The sequence below is a fragment of the Streptomyces sp. TAA486 genome (assembly GCF_000426165.1).
In genome coordinates this window covers 1-17182 of the sequence record NZ_AUEV01000007.1, presented here as the reverse complement: position 1 = coordinate 17182, position 17182 = coordinate 1, and the positions used below count along the sequence as shown (strand labels likewise).

At 69.1% G+C, this 17182-nt stretch carries 18 protein-coding genes and 1 rRNA gene; 13 read left to right on the top strand and 6 right to left on the bottom strand.

Annotation, left to right across the window (positions count from 1 at the left end):
• The first annotated feature begins 6 nt into the window (after positions 1-6).
• The 3 genes from I004_RS40240 (at position 7) to I004_RS0110875 (ending at position 1151) form a co-directional block, all read left to right on the top strand.
• Positions 7-123: an SGM_5486 family transporter-associated protein gene (locus I004_RS40240; RefSeq protein ID WP_281393728.1), complete on the top strand. Its 117-nt coding sequence runs from the start codon at positions 7-9 to the stop codon at positions 121-123.
• A 158-nt stretch (positions 124-281) separates the two neighbouring features.
• Entirely contained in the window at positions 282-536 is a 255-nt protein-coding gene (locus I004_RS0110880) for a hypothetical protein (protein ID WP_486579895.1), read from the top strand.
• An 87-nt stretch (positions 537-623) separates the two neighbouring features.
• On the top strand, positions 624-1151 hold the full coding sequence (locus tag I004_RS0110875) for a SixA phosphatase family protein (protein ID WP_028435516.1): 528 nt from the start codon (positions 624-626) through the stop codon (positions 1149-1151).
• 146 nt (positions 1152-1297) lie between these two features.
• Here the strand turns inward: I004_RS0110875 and serB are convergent, their stop codons facing one another.
• Entirely contained in the window at positions 1298-2617 is a 1320-nt protein-coding gene (gene serB, locus I004_RS33330; protein ID WP_078511006.1) for a phosphoserine phosphatase SerB, read from the bottom strand.
• Between the two features lie 270 nt (positions 2618-2887).
• Between serB and I004_RS0110865 the strand changes: the two genes are divergently transcribed.
• Complete coding sequence (locus tag I004_RS0110865; RefSeq protein WP_486579894.1) at positions 2888-5581, top strand: ABC transporter ATP-binding protein/permease; 2694 nt, start codon at positions 2888-2890, stop codon at positions 5579-5581.
• A gap of 145 nt (positions 5582-5726) precedes the next feature.
• Here the strand turns inward: I004_RS0110865 and I004_RS33325 are convergent, their stop codons facing one another.
• Complete coding sequence (locus I004_RS33325; RefSeq protein WP_078511005.1) at positions 5727-6404, bottom strand: aggregation-promoting factor C-terminal-like domain-containing protein; 678 nt, start codon at positions 6402-6404, stop codon at positions 5727-5729.
• A gap of 371 nt (positions 6405-6775) precedes the next feature.
• Between I004_RS33325 and I004_RS0110855 the strand changes: the two genes are divergently transcribed.
• Together I004_RS0110855 and I004_RS0110850 are read left to right on the top strand one after the other, a co-directional pair.
• On the top strand, positions 6776-7993 hold the full coding sequence (locus I004_RS0110855; RefSeq protein WP_028435514.1) for a GAF domain-containing sensor histidine kinase: 1218 nt from the start codon (positions 6776-6778) through the stop codon (positions 7991-7993).
• Positions 7986-8630: a response regulator transcription factor gene (locus I004_RS0110850; protein WP_028435513.1), complete on the top strand. Its 645-nt coding sequence runs from the start codon at positions 7986-7988 to the stop codon at positions 8628-8630. The genes I004_RS0110855 and I004_RS0110850 overlap by 8 nt, the downstream gene beginning before the upstream one ends.
• A gap of 85 nt (positions 8631-8715) precedes the next feature.
• Here the strand turns inward: I004_RS0110850 and I004_RS0110845 are convergent, their stop codons facing one another.
• Positions 8716-9585 (bottom strand): hypothetical protein, encoded by an 870-nt coding sequence (locus I004_RS0110845; protein ID WP_028435512.1) that lies wholly within the window; start codon positions 9583-9585, stop codon positions 8716-8718.
• Positions 9586-9692: 107 nt separating this feature from the next.
• Here I004_RS0110845 and I004_RS0110840 point away from each other — a divergent pair, with 107 nt between their 5' ends.
• From I004_RS0110840 to I004_RS0110825, 4 genes are all read left to right on the top strand, one after another.
• Positions 9693-10487, top strand: a complete 795-nt coding sequence (locus I004_RS0110840) for an ABC transporter ATP-binding protein (RefSeq protein WP_028435511.1) — start codon at positions 9693-9695, stop codon at positions 10485-10487.
• 21 nt (positions 10488-10508) lie between these two features.
• Positions 10509-10934 carry an NfeD family protein gene (locus I004_RS0110835; protein ID WP_037975796.1) on the top strand — a complete coding sequence of 142 codons (426 nt, stop codon included), beginning with the start codon at positions 10509-10511 and terminating at the stop codon, positions 10932-10934.
• Positions 10935-11044: 110 nt separating this feature from the next.
• On the top strand, positions 11045-12007 hold the full coding sequence (locus I004_RS0110830) for an SPFH domain-containing protein (RefSeq protein ID WP_028435509.1): 963 nt from the start codon (positions 11045-11047) through the stop codon (positions 12005-12007).
• Between the two features lie 74 nt (positions 12008-12081).
• A complete protein-coding gene (locus I004_RS0110825; protein WP_028435508.1) occupies positions 12082-12849 on the top strand; it encodes a sulfite exporter TauE/SafE family protein in 768 nt (255 codons plus the stop codon).
• A gap of 93 nt (positions 12850-12942) precedes the next feature.
• On the opposite strand, the gene I004_RS0110820 is transcribed toward I004_RS0110825, so the two are convergent.
• Complete coding sequence (locus tag I004_RS0110820; protein ID WP_028435507.1) at positions 12943-13482, bottom strand: HNH endonuclease; 540 nt, start codon at positions 13480-13482, stop codon at positions 12943-12945.
• Positions 13483-13892: 410 nt separating this feature from the next.
• Positions 13893-14429, bottom strand: a complete 537-nt coding sequence (locus I004_RS0110815; RefSeq protein ID WP_028435506.1) for a YbhB/YbcL family Raf kinase inhibitor-like protein — start codon at positions 14427-14429, stop codon at positions 13893-13895.
• Between the two features lie 110 nt (positions 14430-14539).
• Here I004_RS0110815 and I004_RS0110810 point away from each other — a divergent pair, with 110 nt between their 5' ends.
• Positions 14540-14980, top strand: coding sequence for a barstar family protein (locus I004_RS0110810; RefSeq protein ID WP_028435505.1), 441 nt, complete (start codon positions 14540-14542; stop codon positions 14978-14980).
• 43 nt (positions 14981-15023) lie between these two features.
• Here the strand turns inward: I004_RS0110810 and I004_RS0110805 are convergent, their stop codons facing one another.
• Positions 15024-15806, bottom strand: coding sequence for a sporulation protein (locus I004_RS0110805; protein WP_028435504.1), 783 nt, complete (start codon positions 15804-15806; stop codon positions 15024-15026).
• A gap of 171 nt (positions 15807-15977) precedes the next feature.
• On the opposite strand from I004_RS0110805, the gene I004_RS0110800 reads away from it, so the two are divergent.
• Together I004_RS0110800 and I004_RS0110795 are read left to right on the top strand one after the other, a co-directional pair.
• Positions 15978-16673 carry a DNA-3-methyladenine glycosylase gene (locus I004_RS0110800; protein WP_051344926.1) on the top strand — a complete coding sequence of 232 codons (696 nt, stop codon included), beginning with the start codon at positions 15978-15980 and terminating at the stop codon, positions 16671-16673.
• Between the two features lie 402 nt (positions 16674-17075).
• Positions 17076-17182 (top strand): 16S ribosomal RNA (locus I004_RS0110795); the annotation flags it as partial.

Sequence of the window (17182 nt, the reverse complement as noted above, 5' to 3'; positions counted from 1 at the left end):
GAACGCATGCCAGTGCTTGAACCCCATCCGGAGAACGGCCAGAAGAAGCTGCTCCTGATTCTCGCCCTGATCTTCGGAATCATGATCCTCATCGGGATCGTCGCCTCCATCGCGGCACCCTGATCCCTGCGGCCGCCCCGGCGGTGGTGGGGCTGACCCCACCACCCTTAGGGGGGCCGAGTCAGGGAGAAGTGGGTGGGTCACCGGATGGGGCGCCCGCTCCCGCTTCCGTAGCGTCGTCTCACACAGCCGACGATCCACGGAACCAGGAGGGCGAGCCCATGACCACGGCCCGTGCCCGCAGCCACCGCTCCGCGTCACATGCGACGTCTGTGCGGCAGCACTCTCCGCCCGCGGCAGGCCGCACACAGCTGCCGTGGTGGGCGGCCGTCCTGCCCGTACTCGCCTTCGCGTTGCTGCTGGCGCTGCTGCTCGGCGGCAGCGAGGCCGGTGCGGCACAGCAGCAGCCGGAAGGCGCCGGGGGAGCGCTGATCGCAGCCGTGCTGGAGCGTGTGGCACAGGCGCTGCTGGGCTGACGAACGGGAGACGTCAGCCCTCCGCGTCCTTCTGAGCACTGTCAACACCCTCCGCCCTGCGCCACGTTTCGTGCGAAGCTGGGAGACATGAGCGTCGATGTGCCCCGCAGTATCGTCCTTCTCCGGCACGCCAAGGCCGACTGGCCTGAGGTGGCCGACCATGAGCGTCCCCTCGCGGACCGCGGCCGCAAGGACGCCCCGATCGTCGGAGAGTGGCTCGCCACGCACGGCATCGCCCCCGGACTGACCCTCTGCTCGACTGCCGTCCGCACCCGTGAGACCTGGAAACTTGCCGCCCACCACCTGCCGCAGCGTCCCAAGACCGTGTACGAGGAGCGTCTGTACGAGGCCTCGCCCGGCGAGATCATCGCGGTGCTGAACGATGTGTCCGAGGAGGTCCAGGACCTGCTCGTCGTCGGGCACAACCCCGGAATCCAGGGCGTCGCCGAGGCCCTGACGGGAGACGCCAAGGGCGACACCCTGGAGCGCATGTCGCGTAACGGCTTCCCGACCTCGACGGTCGCGGTGCTCCGCTTCGACGGCTCCTGGAAGTCCCTCGAGCCCGGCGTCGCCACGCTCACCGACTACTGGGAGCCGCACGAGCCGCCGGAGTAGTCCCCGGCCTCACGCGTACCACGGTGCCCCCGGCCGTCACGGCCGGGGGCACCGTTGGTCCGTCCATGTCCGCTTCGGTGCCGTGGCGGCCGGAGCCCGCGAATTCGAGCTGCGCGGCCGGGCGTTGAGGCGCTGTGGCCGCGGATTCAGTCCTCGCCGGGGGGACGCCCCGCCTCCGCGCTCTCCCGCACCGGGCCGCCGTCCTCGGCGAGCTCGTCCTCGCCGGTGCAGTCGGCGGCCTCGACCTCTTCCCGCGTCACCCCGAGCAGGTACAGCACGGTGTCCAGGAACGGCACGTTGACGGCGGTGTGCGCGGCCTCGCGCACCACGGGCTTGGCGTTGAAGGCGACGCCGAGTCCGGCCGCGTTGAGCATGCCGAGGTCGTTGGCGCCGTCGCCGATCGCGACCGTCTGCGCGAGCGGTACGCCCGCCTCAGAGGCAAAACGGCGCAGCAGCCGGGCCTTGCCCTCGCGGTCCACGATGTCGCCGGTGACGCGGCCGGTGAGCTTGCCGTCCACGACCTCCAGGGTGTTGGCGGCGGCGAAGTCGAGACCCAGCTCGTCCTGGAGTGCGTCGGTCACCTGCGTGAACCCGCCGGAGACGATGCCCACTTGGTAGCCGAGACGCTTGAGGGTGCGCACGAGGGTGCGCGCGCCGGGTGTGAGGCGCACGTCCTTGCGCACCCTGTCCACGACGGAGACGTCCAGCCCTTCGAGCAGCGCCACACGCGCGTGCAGGGACTGCTCGAAGTCCAGCTCGCCGCGCATGGCGCGGGCGGTGACCTCCGCGACCTCGTCCTCACAGCCGGCGTGTGCCGCGAAGAGTTCGATCACCTCGTCCTGGATCAGCGTGGAGTCGACGTCCATGACGACCAGCCGCTGAGCCCTGCGCTGGAGTCCGGAAGCGACCACGGCGATGTCGACGCCGTGCTTGGAGGCCTCCAGCGCGAGCGCGGTGCGCAGCATCGGGGTCTCGGCGCCGGACACGTCGAACTCCACTGCCGTGACCGGGTACTTGGCGAGCCGGAAGATGCGGTCGATGTTCCCGCCGGTGGCGGTGATGCTGGCGGCGATGGTGGCGGTCGAACCGGCGGTGAGCGGCTGACCGAGCACCGTCACATGTGAACGGCCGGTCCCGCGTGGCTCGTTGTCGCCCCTGCCGGAGATGATCTCGGCCTCGAGGCCCATCGACTCGGCCCAGCCGTGCACGGTGGCCCTCAGTTCGCCCTCGCTCGCCGTGCCGTGCGCGGCGCCCGTGTCCTCGGCCGGTCCGGGGGCGGTGACCAGGGCGCACAGCGTGATGCGGCCCCGGGTCACGAGCTGTTCGATGTCGACGACTTCCACGGCGAAGGCGGCGAGGGTCTCGAACAGACCGGCCGTGATGCCGGGCCGGTCCCTTCCGAAGATCTTCACCAGGAGGGTGGGGGTATCGGCGTACGAGGGCGGCGTGCCCGGCGATGTGGTCATGGTGTTTCAACCGTATCGCTGAGGGGCGCGGGACACCCCCGGGGGGCTTCCGGTCGCGGGCGAGCTCTCCGCAAGGGTTCCCCGTGTCCGGTGAGCGCCGTGAGCAGCGCTCTTTCCAGCCCGGTACAGGCGCGTCCCCGGCCTGTCACAGCTGACGTGGGGTTGTGACATGGGGCGACTTCCTGTCCAGGGCCCGGGCCTGAAATAGTTCCCAACGATGTTCGCCATCCCTAGGCTCCCCGCGCAGGGAGTCACTCGGGGGACAACTTTGTGGGGCATGGAGTGCCGGAACTCGTACTGGAATTGAACGGCAGGACCTGGACACTCGAACCGTCCAGACCGTATCGCGTGGGGCGCGATCCGCAGGGGGACGTGGTGATCGACGACGCCAGGGTCTCCTGGCGGCACGCCACCATCAGATGGGGCGGTCACAGCTGGGTCATCGAGGACCAGGGGAGCACCAACGGCTCGTACGTACAAGGGCAGCGCATCCAGCAGACGGAGCTCCGCCCCGGCATGACCGTACGTCTGGGCAACGCCACGGACGGACCGAAGCTCGACCTCTCGGGAAGCGGAGCGGCGCAGGCTCCCGGCGGCGACGCCCAGGGCGCGCGGACGTCCACGCCGGAGCCGCAGCGGCAGGGGGGCGGGCGCCACCCCCAGGCATCGCAGGCCGGCGCCATGCAGGCACCACCTCAGCAGCACCAGCAGGCGCAGCAGCCCCAGCAGCAACCGCAGGCCTGGCAGCAGCAGCCACAGCAGCAGCCGCCACAGCAACAGCCGCAGCAGAACCCGGGCTGGCAGCAGCCCTCTCAGCAGCCGTTCCAGAACCAGCAGGCCGGCGTGCCGCAGCAGGGCTACCAGGGCCAGCAGCCCATGCACCCCCACCCGCAGCAGGGACGCATACCTCAGCAGGGCGCACCCCACCAGAGCTCGCCCCCCTCGGGGCAGGGCGGCGACCGCAGCCCCACCACCTTCCACCAGCTCTCCCTCGGCAGGGTGATGCGGATCGGCCGCGCGCTGGAGAACGAACTAGTCGTCTCCGACCTCCAGGTCTCCCGGCACCACGCCGAGTTCCGCGCCTCGCCGGACCGCCGCTTCGAGATCCACGACCTGGGCTCGCACAACGGCACCTACGTCAACGGCCAGCCACTGCCCAAGTCGGGCTCCACGGTGATCACTCCGCAGGACACCGTCGGCGTCGGCCACTCCACCTTCCGGCTGGTCGGCGACCGGCTCGAGGAGTTCGTGGACACCGGAGAGGTCACCTTCTCCGCCCGCCATCTCACCGTGAAGGTCGACAACGGGAAGGTGATCCTCGACAACGTGACCTTCGGCGTCCCCGAGAAGTCGCTCGTCGGCGTCATCGGCCCGTCCGGCTCCGGCAAGTCGACGCTGCTGCGCGCGCTGACCGGCTACCGCCCCGCCGACGTCGGCGAAGTCCTCTACGACAGCAGGAATCTCTACCAGCACTTCGCCGAACTGCGGCAGCGCATCGGTCTCGTGCCGCAGGACGACATCCTGCACAAGGAGCTGAGGGTCCGCACGGCGCTGCGCTACGCGGCCCGGCTGCGCTTCCCCGGCGACGTCGCGGAGGCCGAGCGCAACGCCCGCGTCGAGGAGGTGCTCGCCGAGCTGAAGCTGGACGTCCACGCGGACAAGAAGGTCACGTCACTCTCCGGCGGCCAGCGCAAGCGCGTCTCCGTCGCCCTGGAGCTGCTGACCAAGCCGTCGCTGATCTTCCTGGACGAACCAACTTCCGGGCTCGACCCGGGCATGGACCGCGACGTGATGCAGCTGCTGCGCGGCCTCGCCGACGACGGCCGCACGGTGCTCGTCGTCACCCACTCCGTGGCCGAACTGGGCCTGTGCGACAAGCTGCTGGTGATGGCCCCCGGCGGAGGCGTCGCCTACTTCGGGCCTCCCGAGGAGGCGCTGAACTTCTTCGGGTACGGCACGTGGGCGGACGTCTTCTCGGCGTTCGAGAACTACCGCGACTACGACTGGATGGGCCGCTGGCACGGTTCGCAGCACTACCAGATGTACGCGGCGGACCTCGACTCCGTCACCCCGCAGCAGGCCTCGCAGGTGCACGCGCCGCCGGCCCGTACGCAGAAACCGCAGAGCTGGGGCTCGCAGTTCTGGACACTGGTGCGCCGCTACGTGTCGGTCATCGCCTCCGACAAGGGCTTCCTCGCACTCACGGTGATCCTGCCAGTCGTCCTCGGCGGGGTCAGCACGCTGATCCCCAGCGACTTCGGCCTGGGCTACGGCCCGTTGAAGAACGGCAGGACGAACCGCGACGCGAGCACGATCATGCTCATCATGGCCGTCGGAATGTGTTTCTCCGGCGCCGCCAACTCGGTACGTGAGCTGATCAAGGAGCGTGTCATCTACGAGCGCGAACGGGCCACCGGCCTCTCGCGGTCCGCGTATCTGATGAGCAAGGTCCTCGTGCTCGGGATCGTCACGGCCCTGCAGGGTGTGATCATCTCCGCCATCGGTTTCGCCCCGCGCGAGCTGCCCGCCGAAGGCGTCATCGGGGAGAACCTCCCCGCCGTCGAGATGACCCTCGCCGTGATCACTCTCGGCTTCACCTCGATGATGTTCGGCCTGATCATCTCCTCCCTGGTGAAGACGGCCGAGAAGACCATGCCGCTCCTGGTCATGTTCGCCATCGTCCAGGTGGTCTTCACCGGCGTGCTCTTCCAGCTCTTCGACACCCCGGGCGTGGGGCAGTTCTCCTGGCTGATGCCTTCGCGCTGGGCCGTGGCCGCTATGGGCGCGACGGCCGACATGAACACGCTGCTGCCGTGGGAGAAGGGCAACCCGGACCCGCTGTGGGAGCACACCGCCGGCACGTACGTGCTGGACATGGCCGTCCTGCTGGGTCTGGGTATCGCCCTGGTCTTCGTCGTGGCGAGGCTGCTGCGCCGCCACGAGCCCGAGGTCATGCGCAAGTAATGACCCGGACCGGGACGGGGACTGGGACGACCGGCTCCGGACCCCGCAACGCGCCAGGAGGCGGCGGCATCACGAGAGGATGCCGCCGCCTCCGGCGTGTGCGCCGCTAGGAACAGGGCCATTGCCCGTGCCGTGCGGCCGCTGCTCAGTACCAGTTGTTGGACTGCCAGAAGGACCACGCGCCGCAGGGGCTGCCGTAGCGGTCCTTCATGTATTTCAGCCCCCACTTGACCTGGGTGGCGGCGTTGTTCCGCCAGTCCGGGCCGGCGGAGGCCATCTTGGAGCCGGGCAGAGCCTGCACCAGCCCGTACGCGCCGCTGGGGTTCTGCGCGTGCACGTTCCAGCCGCTCTCCTTCTCGACGATGTTCGAGAAGCACTGGAACTGTGTCTCGTTGCCGATGATCTGCCGGGCGATCTGCTTCGGCGAACCCGAGGGGGACTTGGCCTTGCTGCGCTCCGCGGAGCGGCTCGCTGCCAGCTCTCGCTCCCGGTCGGCCTTCACGGCGGCTTCGTGCCGGGCCTTCGCGCGGGCTTCGGCCTTCTTGCTCGCCTCGGCCTTGGCGTGTGCGCGTGCGCGGTCGTTCGCGGCAGAGGTCTGAGCGTCGATGCTCGCCTTCTGCTCGGCCGGGCTGTCCGCGGCAGTCTGCAGTGCGACGGGCCTGGCCGCCATCTCCGGTCCGGCAGTCACGCTCCCGCTGCTCTTCTGACCTGGCACGACGGTGAAGGCGAAAGCCGTGACACCGACGGCTGCGGCTCCGGTCGCCGCAGAGATCTTGTGCAGACGGGACAGCCTGCCGTGGCGTTCGGGATTGGGAACGCTCATGGGAGGAAACCTCTTCCAGTTCGCGGACCGCAGCGACGGTGGCCGCTGCGGCGGCAGTCATTCTCAGCTGCCGTCAGTCACCGGGCAAAAATCACCATTACTAACCTTGGTAGTGGATTTGGAGCAGAGCGAATGCCTTGACGTGCCAGCGCTGCACGTCCGGTCAGTGGACAACGTCTACTAAGTACGTTCGTACGTGATCTGGGTCCTATGCGGCGACTCACACCACACACCCGGTTAGTTTTACGCAGTGTGTAGGTGCGATAAACGCAGGGTCACACTGCTGGTCCCAGGTCCTAGGTCTCCGGACCCCCGTCCAGGTCCCGCCCCGGCCCGATCCGAAGGGCTCTCCGCGCCGGTACCGTGACGGCATGCTCCGCAGTTCCGGGCTCGCCGCGGTCAGCGCCGCGATCCTCTCCATGAACAGGCAACTCGAGGTCCGCGACGTCCTGCAGACGATCGTCTCCTCGGCCCGTGACCTGCTGGACGCCGAGTACGCGGCTCTCGGCGTGCCCGACGACCACGGCGGCTTCGCGCAGTTCGTGGTGGACGGTGTGACGGATGAACAGTGGAAGTCCATCGGGCCGCTGCCCCGTCAGCACGGCATCCTCGCCGCGATGCTCCAGGAGGCCACCCCCCAGCGGCTCGCCGATGTACGCAACGACCCGCGCTTCGGCGGCTGGCCCCGCGCGCATCCGGAACTCGCCGACTTCCTCGGGATGCCCGTCGCCGACGGCGAGGAGGTGCTCGGCGCACTCTTCCTCGCGAACAAGAGGTGCGCGCCGTCCGCCGGCGGGGCGCCCGGAGAGCACGGACAGGACACCGACCGCGGGGAATCGGCAACCGGCGGGGGAGCGGCACCGGTGCGCGGCTGCGCCTTCACCGAGGAGGACGAGCAGCTGCTGCGCCTTCTCGCCCAGCACGCCGCCATCGCACTCACCAACGCCAGCCTCTACGAGCGCAGCCGTGAGTTGACCATCGCCGGCGAGCGCGCCCGTATCGGAACCGACCTGCACGACGCCGTCGCCCAGAAGCTCTTCTCCCTGCGCCTCACCGCACAGGCCGCCACGGCGCTGGTCGACCGGGACCCGGCAAGGGCCAAGGACGAACTGCACGAGATCGACCGGCTCGCCGCCGACGCCTCCGAGGAACTCCGCGCTGCCGTCGTCGAACTGCGTCCCGCGGCCCTCGACGAGGACGGTCTCGTGGCCACGCTCCGCACCCAGACGCAGGTGCTCGACCGCGCACACTCCGCCGAGGTCGGATTCGTCGCCGAGGGGACGGTGCGTGCCCTGCCTGCCGCGCAGGAAGAGGCCCTGCTGCGTGTCGCGCAGGAGGCCCTCCACAACGCGCTGCGCCATGCGTCCGCCTCGCGCGTCGGAGTCACCCTCACCTACGCCGCTGCGGGGGCGCGGCTGCGCGTGGCAGACGACGGCCGTGGCTTCGACCCGCAGGCCGTACGCAAGGCCGGACGGCACCTGGGACTGGTCTCGATGCGGGACAGGGCGAGCGGCGTCCGCGGAACCCTGACCGTCGACTCCGAGCCCGGCAAAGGAGCGGTCGTGGAGTTGGAGGTGCCCGGTGGCTGATCCGATCCGAGTCCTGATCGTCGACGATCACCAGGTCGTGCGGCGCGGACTGCGCACCTTCCTGGAGGTCCAGGACGACATCGAGGTGGTCGGCGAGGCCGCCGACGGCGACGAAGGGGTCGCGCGCGCCGAGGAGTTGCGCCCCGACATCGTCCTCATGGACGTGAAGATGCCCGGCACCGACGGCATCGAGGCGTTGAAGGAACTGCGCCGGCTGCAGAACCCCGCCAGGACCCTCGTCGTCACCAGCTTCACCGAGCAGCGCACGGTCGTGCCCGCGCTGCGCGCCGGAGCGGCGGGCTACGTCTACAAGGACGTCGACCCCGACGCACTGGCCGGTGCCATCCGCTCCGTACACGCCGGCCATGTGCTCCTCCAGCCCGAGGTCGCGGGCGCGCTGCTCTCGGACGAGGCCGGAACCGGCGGAGGCGCCGGGCGGGGTTCCGTCCTCACCGAGCGGGAGCGCGAGGTGCTGGAGCTGATCGCTGACGGGCGTTCGAACCGGGAGATCGCCCGTGTGCTGGTGCTCTCGGAGAAGACGGTCAAGACGCACGTGTCGAACATCCTGATGAAGCTCGACCTCGCCGACCGCACGCAGGCGGCCTTGTGGGCGGTGCGACACGGGCTGACGAGCTGACGGGCCGAGGGGCAGCCGGCCGGGCGGTTGGACGGCGGAAGGGTGCGCCTGCAGCGTCACCACACGGTGCCGAGGCGGTGCGGCCTCACGACTCCCATGACCTCTTCCGTTCGAGCTCCTCCGCGTACGCGTTGTACGCGGCGACCTGCGCACGCCTGGCGGTTCGCTCCACCGGCCGCAGAGCCTCAGCGCGTGCCGCGATCTGCGAGGCGCTCACCGCACCGCCGTGCTCACGGCCGTCACCGCCCTCGCCGCCGCCCCCGCGCCCGGTCCCGTCCTCCTCTCCGTACGCGATGGCGACGAGCGCGCGCACGCGCTGCGCCAGTTCCAGCACCCTCACCGCACGGGGCGGATACCCGGGTGCCAGGAGCTGCCTCCCGGCCTCCATGCGCGCCCGGTACGTCTCCAGCGCCGCGGCCGCCACCGGCCCGGAGCCCGCCACGTCCAGCTCCGTGAGCACCTCGGTCGCGTCGCGCATCGCCTCGGCCAGTTCGCGCTCGGCCTCGCTCAGCGAGGGCACGTCGGCGGGCGGCGCCTCCCGTACGGACAGGCAGTGCCAGGTGACCTCCGAGTGCACGTCCCCCTCCGGCCCGGCCTCGTACAGCTCGGGCACCAGCCCCACGCCCGCGCCCTGCGCGATCACGGCCTCACCGGCGTCCAGCGCCCGGGAGTTGAACTCCGGCGGTCCGCTCAGCCCCAGCGGATGCCCCGGCACGGGCAGCGCGACCCGCAGCCCCCGCGCCCCCATCGACCGCAGACGACCGAGGGCGAGAGTCAGTCCGACAGGCTCCGGCTCGGAATCCGCGTACGGACCCGGCGAGGCGGGAAGCCCCACAACGCGGTGCACCACGTCGTCGCCGGCGATCCGCTGCGCGGCATCGTCCGGAGAGATGAGTGCGGCGAACAGAGCGTTTCCCCAAGCGGCCAGGCGCCCCGAACGAGGTTCATCGAGCATGACCCCAGCCTAGGGAACGGACCCTCGAACGCGTGGCGTAGGTTTGGCTGGGGACTCTGCTCACAAGGCATGAGTAACGGCGACTGCATTTGGGAGACAACGCGCTCATGAGCGAAGTACTGGAGCTGGTGGACGTATCAGTGGTCCGCGACGGCCACGCTCTGCTGGACGATGTCTCCTGGTCGGTCAAGGAAGGCGAACGGTGGGTCATCCTCGGCCCCAACGGTGCCGGCAAAACCACCCTGCTCAACCTCGCCTCCAGCTACCTCTTCCCCAGCAAGGGCACGGCCACCGTCCTCGGCGACAGGCTCGGCGGCGTCGACGTCTTCGAACTCCGACCGCGCATCGGCATGGCCGGCATCGCCATGGCGGACAAGCTGCCCCGCTCCCAGTCGGTGCTGCGGACGGTCCTCACAGCCGCGTACGGAATGACGGCGCACTGGCAGGAGGAGTACGAGGACGTGGACGAGGATCGCGCACGTGCCTTCCTCGACCGGCTCGGCATGACCGAGTACCTCGACCGCAAGTTCGGCACCCTGTCCGAGGGCGAACGCAAGCGCACCCTCATCGCGCGGGCCATGATGACCGACCCCGAGCTGCTCCTCCTGGACGAGCCCGCGGCAGGACTCGACCTCGGCGGGCGCGAGGACCTCGTGCGCAGACTGGGCAGGCTGGCACGCGACCCCTACGCGCCGTCGATGCTGATGGTCACTCACCATGTCGAGGAGATCGCCCCGGGGTTCACGCACGTCCTGATGATCCGTCAGGGACAGGTGCTGGCCGCCGGGCCGCTCGAGACGGAGCTGACCTCACGTAATCTCTCGCGCTGCTTCGGGCTGCCGCTCGTCGTCGAGAACCGCGGGGGCGAGCGCTGGACCGCTCAGGGTCTGCCCCTCAGCTGATCGCGCGCCTAACATGGTCGTGTGGATGCATGGATCTGGTGGCTGATAGCCGCCGTTGGGCTGGGAATCCCACTCGTACTCACCGCGATGCCCGAATTCGGGATGCTCGCGGTGGGCGGCGTCGCCGGATCGATCACGGCCGGGCTGGGCGGCGGGATGGTGGCGCAGGTCCTCGTCTTCGCCGTGGTCTCGTCGGCCCTGATCGTCGTCGTACAGCCGATGGCACGCCGCTCCCGCAGGCAGCACCCGAAACTCAGCAGCGGCGTCGATGCGCTGCGGGGACGTCAGGCGACGGTGCTGGAGCGCGTCGACGGGCAGGGGGGCAGGATAAAACTCGCCGGCGAGGTCTGGTCGGCACGGGCCCTGGACTCGGGTGAGGCCTACGAGCCGGGCTCTCAGGTCGACGTGGTGGAGATCGACGGAGCCACGGCGGTCGTGATGGGATGACCGGCAGCAGCTAACCTCAACATCCGCGAGCGCACGGCGACTTGCGGTGGGACGATTGTTGTCGTCGGTCCTGGCGACGTCATATCAGAGACAAAGACGCAGGGGGGCGGATGGACGCCATCATCATTGTCCTGATCATCCTGGTGGTGCTGGTCTTCATCGCACTCATCAAGACGATCCAGGTCATTCCGCAGGCGAGCGCCGCCATCGTCGAGCGCTTCGGCCGCTACACCCGCACCCTCAACGCGGGCCTGAACATCGTGGTCCCCTTCATCGACACGGTCCGCAACAGGGTCGACCTGCGCGAACAGGTCGTGCCCTTCCCTCCGCAGCCCGTCATCACCCAGGACAACCTGGTCGTCAACATCGACACGGTGATCTATTACCAGGTCACCGACGCCCGCGCCGCCACGTACGAGGTCGCCAGCTACATCCAGGCGATCGAGCAGCTCACGGTCACCACGCTGCGCAACATCATCGGCGGCATGGACCTGGAGCGGACCCTCACCTCCCGCGAGGAGATCAACGCCGCACTGCGCGGTGTGCTCGACGAGGCCACCGGCAAGTGGGGCATCCGCGTCAACCGCGTCGAGCTGAAGGCCATCGAGCCCCCGACCTCCATCCAGGACTCGATGGAGAAGCAGATGCGCGCCGACCGCGACAAGCGCGCGGCGATTCTCCAGGCCGAGGGTGTGCGGCAGTCGGCGATCCTCACCGCCGAGGGCGAGAAGCAGTCCTCGATCCTGCGCGCGGAAGGTGAAGCCCGCTCCGCCGCGCTGCGCGCCGAAGGTGAGGCGCAGGCCATCCGCACGGTCTTCGAGTCGATCCACGCCGGTGACCCGGACCAGAAGCTGCTCTCGTACCAGTACCTCCAGATGCTCCCGAAGATCGCCGAGGGCGACGCCAACAAGCTCTGGATCGTCCCGAGCGAGATCGGCGACGCCCTCAAGGGGCTCGGCGGTGCCCTCGACGGCTTCCGGCCCGGCGGCGGCAACGGCGGAGCCGCCAGCAGCGGCGGGGGCTCGGCCGCCAGCATGGTGAAGCCGCCGAGGGAGAGTCCGAAGCTCGACTGACCCCCCGGAGACCCACGCAGCGAGCCCCTCCGGCATGATCGGTGTGTACGGCACTGATCTCGAAGGGGCTTCGCGTGACCATCTGGGAGGCGGTGGCGGTCTGCGCGGCGGGCATCGGGGCAGGCGCCCTCAACACCGTCGTGGGCACCGGCACCCTGATCACCTTCCCGGTGCTGCTCGCCGTCGGCCTCCCGCCCGTCACCGCCAACGTCTCGAACGCGCTCGGTCTGGTCCCGGGCTCGGTCAGCGGCGCGATCGGTTACAGACGCGAGCTGCGCGGGCAGCGGCGGCGCGTACTCCTGCTGGGCGGCGTGGCGTTCGCCGGCGCGATGACGGGGGCGGCCCTGCTGGTTGCTCTGCCCTCCAGCGCCTTCGACATGATCGTCCCCGCGCTCATCGGTGTGGCGCTGCTGATGGTGGCCGTCCAGCCGTGGCTGACCCGTCTCGCACAGCGCCGCCGCGAGAAGCGAGGTACGACTGCGCGCACCGACGGCGGTGTCCCGTTGTCGACGGGAATGCTGTTCGCCAGCGCATACGGCGGCTACTTCGGCGCCGCCCAGGGCATCATCTACCTCGCCCTGATGGGGATGTTCCTCGACGAGGACCTGCAGCGGATCAACGCCGTGAAGAACGTCCTCGGCGCGCTCGTCAACGGCACGGCAGCCGCCTTCTTCCTCTTCGTCGCCGACTTCGACTGGACGGCCGTCCTGCTCATCGCCGCGGGCAGCGCGGTCGGCGGTCAGTTCGGCGCCCTCGTGGGGCGCAGACTTCCGCCGGCCGCGCTGCGGGTGATCGTCATCGCGATCGGCACGGTGGCGATCATTCAGCAACTCCTGCGCTGAGAACCGGAGTTCCGCGCTTCTTCCTCTTCTGCGTGCGGCCGTCTGCCGGGCACTTCCGCCACTGTTCGACGTGGGCTCCGCGGGCCCGGCCCGTCAGGCCGTGGCAGGCAGTGCCGGCACGGAGACCGACGCCCCCGGCACCGCGAGCCAGTCCGGCAGGCCGTCCCCGTCCTTGAGGCCCAGGGCGAGCAGCAGCGCGTCGGCCGGAGTCGGCTCGAAGGGCTTCACGGTCAGAGCCATCGCGGCCTGTGCGGGCGTGCGGTCCGCCTTCCGGTGGTTGTCCGCTGCGCAGGCCGCGACCGTGTTGAGCCAGGTGTCGCCCCCGCCCTGAGAACGCGGCACCAGGTGGTCCACCGTGGTCGCCCGGCGCCCGCAGTACGCACACCGGTGCCTGTCCCGTACGAGGACGCCGCGCCGCGACCACGGCGCCCGTTGTCGGAACGGCACCCGCACGTATCTGCAGAGCCTGATCACCTGCGGCACAGGAAGATCGATGTTCGCCGCCCGCACACGGAGGCCGGGGTGGGCGTGCTCCACGACTGCCTTGTCCTGCATGACCAGCACCACGGCCCGGCGCAGCGACACCGTCGACAGCGGCTCGAAGCTGGCATTCAGGATGAGCGTCTCGCGCATCCCCTCCACCTCCCGTTTCCCTCCCGCCCTTGCGGCGGTGGCCCCACTCTGCCGTCGTGGTTATCCCCGGACAACGCAATTTCCACCCGCCGTACGGGAGTCGACGACCAGCCTGCGGTGTGGTGAAAGGGAGAAGAAGAATGCGGCGGGAAGAAATCCGGAGAGCGCGGGGAAATGCGAAACCGGGAAACGCGAGCGCGGGTGGCGTGATCCTGCGAGAGCCGGCTGAAGCCGAAGGGCAGCCGGCGCGGTCGCCGGCCCCGGGCCAGGCTCCGGCGGACGGCAGGCGCAGACACAAGCGCCCCGCCGTCCCCGCACTGCGGTGCCGACTGCCCGCCACCACTGTGCGATCCCGGAACGACGGGGCGCAAAGGATTTTCAGGCCCGCGGCCCGGGCCCAACCCCTGGGGTCAGCCTCCGACTTCCTCGTGCAGACCGATCAACTGGGCCCGCCCGATCGCCTTGAATCGAAGGTTGAAACCGACGAAGGCGGGAGAGGCGTCGCCGTCCGGGCCGAGTTTCTCGTCCTGGACGGCGTAGACCGTAAAGACATAGCGGTGCGGTCCGTCCCCGGGCGGCGGTGCCGCCCCGCCGAAGTCCCGGGTGCTGAAGTCGTTCCGTACGTGAATCGCGCCCTCGGGCATCCCCTTCATGTCACCGCTGCCGGCACCGGCGGGCAGCTCCGTCACGGAGACGGGGATGTCGAAGACGCACCAGTGCCAGAAGCCGCTGCCCGTCGGGGCGTCGGGGTCGAAGCACGTCACGGCGAAGCTCCTGGTCTCCGCGGGGAAGCCGTCCCAGCGCAGATGGGGCGAGGTGTTCCCCTCCGAATAGAGCTGGTCCGGCCGCAGCCGCCCGCCCTCCGACACATCGTCACTCACCACCTCGAACGAGGCGACGGGGGGATGGAAGTCGTGCGGGAGCGGCGGTTGCTTCTGGTCGGTCACGTCGGTACCTCCTCATGGCGCGAATCGCTGCACCGGCCAGCCTAACGAGCCCCTGTGGTGGTCTTTGTCACCATGGACCCACGACGAGACCTCGAAGCGGTGGTGCGACGATGACCAGTCCCGTGGAACTGCCCGAACTGCCTGAACTGCCCGACGGCGGGCTGCCGGGGCTGTTCGACGGCACCGTGCCCCCCGGGGTGTACCGCTGCGACTCCGTCGGCCCGCACGTCCTGATGCAGGCGGACGCCGCGAACTGGACCGGAGCGGTGATCGATCTCAGTGACGTCACCGACAAGGCCGAATTCATGAACCGATGTGCCACCGGCCTCGAACTGCCCGGCTGGTTCGGACACAACTGGGACGCGCTCGCCGACTCCCTCACCGACCTCTCCTGGTGGGGAGAGACGGACGGATACGTGCTGATGACCGCCGGCTGGCCGGGCTTCGAACAGGCCGACCCCAAGGCCGCCGCCACCGCCGTGAACGTCTTCACGGCGGCGGTCGGCTACTGGTCGGTGCGGGACGCACCGCTGTCGGTGCTCCTCGGCTGACCTACGCACGCACCGCCGCCCGGCGGCGGCAGCGGCCCCGGACTCACAGCCAGTTGCGGCGCCCCCCGACCTCCGTGAGCCACTGGTTGATGAACGCCGTCCAGTCCGTCTGGTGGAAGTCGGTCAGATCCACCTGGAAGGCGCGGAACGAGTCGCTGCCGCTGGTGAAGAGGCCCGGCGTCTTGTCCATCTCCATGACGACGTCCATCTGACGGCCGTCCGCCACGAACGACAGCTCGACCTGCGACAGCCCCCGGTACTGCTGCGGCGCCAGGAACTCGATCTCCTGGTAGAAGGGCAGCTGCTGCCGCGTACCCCGGATCCGCCCCTTCTCCATGTCGGCAGTCTTGAAGCGGAAGCCGAGCGTCCCGAACGAGTCCAGGATCGCCTGCTGGGCAGGGAGCGCGTGGACGTTCACGGGGTCGATGTCCGTGGAGTCGACGGCCTGGGCGATCGCGAGCTCCGTCGAGACCCCGATGTGCATGCCCGTGAGCTGCTGCCCCATGAACATCGTGATCGGCGTCTCCCACGGCACGTCCAGCCGGAAGGGAACGGTGTGCCGGGCACCTTCCTTCAGTTCCAGAGCACCCCCGAGCTGCTGCCTGCCGAACTCGATGTTCTGCTTCAGCTCACCGTCGTTGGTCTCCACCTCGACCTTCGCCATGAGCCCGACGGACAGGCTCTGGATCTGCTGGTCGACGGAGCCCGCCTCGATGTGCACTTCCCCCTGTACGACGCCGCCCGGCACCACGTTCGGCTCGTGCAGCACGGTGTCCACCGACGCACTCCCGACCCCCAAGCTCGCGAACAGCTTCTTGAAACCCATCTCTCAAGTCCCTCCCAGGTACTTCCTGTGCGTCTCTTCTGATCACTCGTGATGTGCTCGGCACTTCGCTACGAGGTACGCCCGGCGACGTCCGACGGTTCCAGCATCAGAGCAGGATGATCGACGACCGGCTTGAAGCACAGACCTCCGGCTCGGTTACCCTCTGTCGGCATGATCACCGGCGGAGACCGTACGCGAGAGAACGACGACAGCCACACACCGCTGCCCCGTTCGTTCTTCGACCGCCCCGTCCTCGAGGTCGCGCCCGAACTCCTGGGCCGGTACCTCGTACGCACGGCACCCGACGGGCAGATCGTTCTGCGCATCACGGAGGTGGAGGCGTACGCGGGAGAGGCTGACCCGGGCTCGCACGCCTACAAGGGGCGCACACAGCGCAACGCCTCGATGTTTGGACCTCCCGGGCACGCGTACGTCTACTTCATCTACGGCATGTGGTTCAGCCTCAACCTCGTCTGCGGAGCCGAGGGCCATGCGAGCGGTGTGCTGCTGCGCGCCGGCGAGATCCTCACGGGCGGGGAGCATGCGCGGAAGCGACGTCCGAAGGCGCGGAGGGACGCGGAACTGGCCAAGGGCCCGGCCCGGCTGGCCACGGCCCTGGACGTGGACCGAACGCTGAACGGCACGGATCTCTGCGGCACGGAAGAGCATGCACCGCTCCGCATACTGGCTGGTGAAGTCGCTGCCACCGCACAGCTGCGCAGTGGCCCCCGGACCGGTGTGGGGGGCGCGGGGGCGATGCATCCATGGCGCTACTGGATCGACCAGGACCCCACGGTGAGTCCTTACCGGCCACATCAACCCCGGCGTCGCCAGAGGTCACTTGACTCTGAAGGTAGGAAGAACTAACGTGGACCGAGTCGCTGAAACCGATCGGCAGTAGCCACGGCCTCGAAGCCGAGGAAACCCATCGGATGCGATCAAACACTACCTACGATTTCCCCAACGGGGCTTGTTTTTGGTGCGCCAAAAACTGGCCGCAAGACTCCGATTAGGAGTTGGGCGAGGAAATCCGCTAACGTAGTGACACCGAGAGGGAAGCGCCCGGAGTGGCCCGTGAGGGTTGTGATGGAAGCGTCCGTTCTTTGAGAACTCAACAGCGTGCCAAAAGTCAACGCCAGATATGTTGATACCCCGCATCCCCGGGTTTTTGGGGGTGTGGATTTCTTTGATGACAGCGAGGACGCTGTGCACGACCGGGATTATTCCTCCTGGTTGTGCCGCTCTTTGTGGTCTGTCTTTTTGAAGGCATTCACGGAGAGTTTGATCCTGGCTCAGGACGAACGCTGGCGGCGTGCTTAACACATGCAAGTCGAACGATGAAGCCCTTTCGGGGGTGGATTAGTGGCGAACGGGTG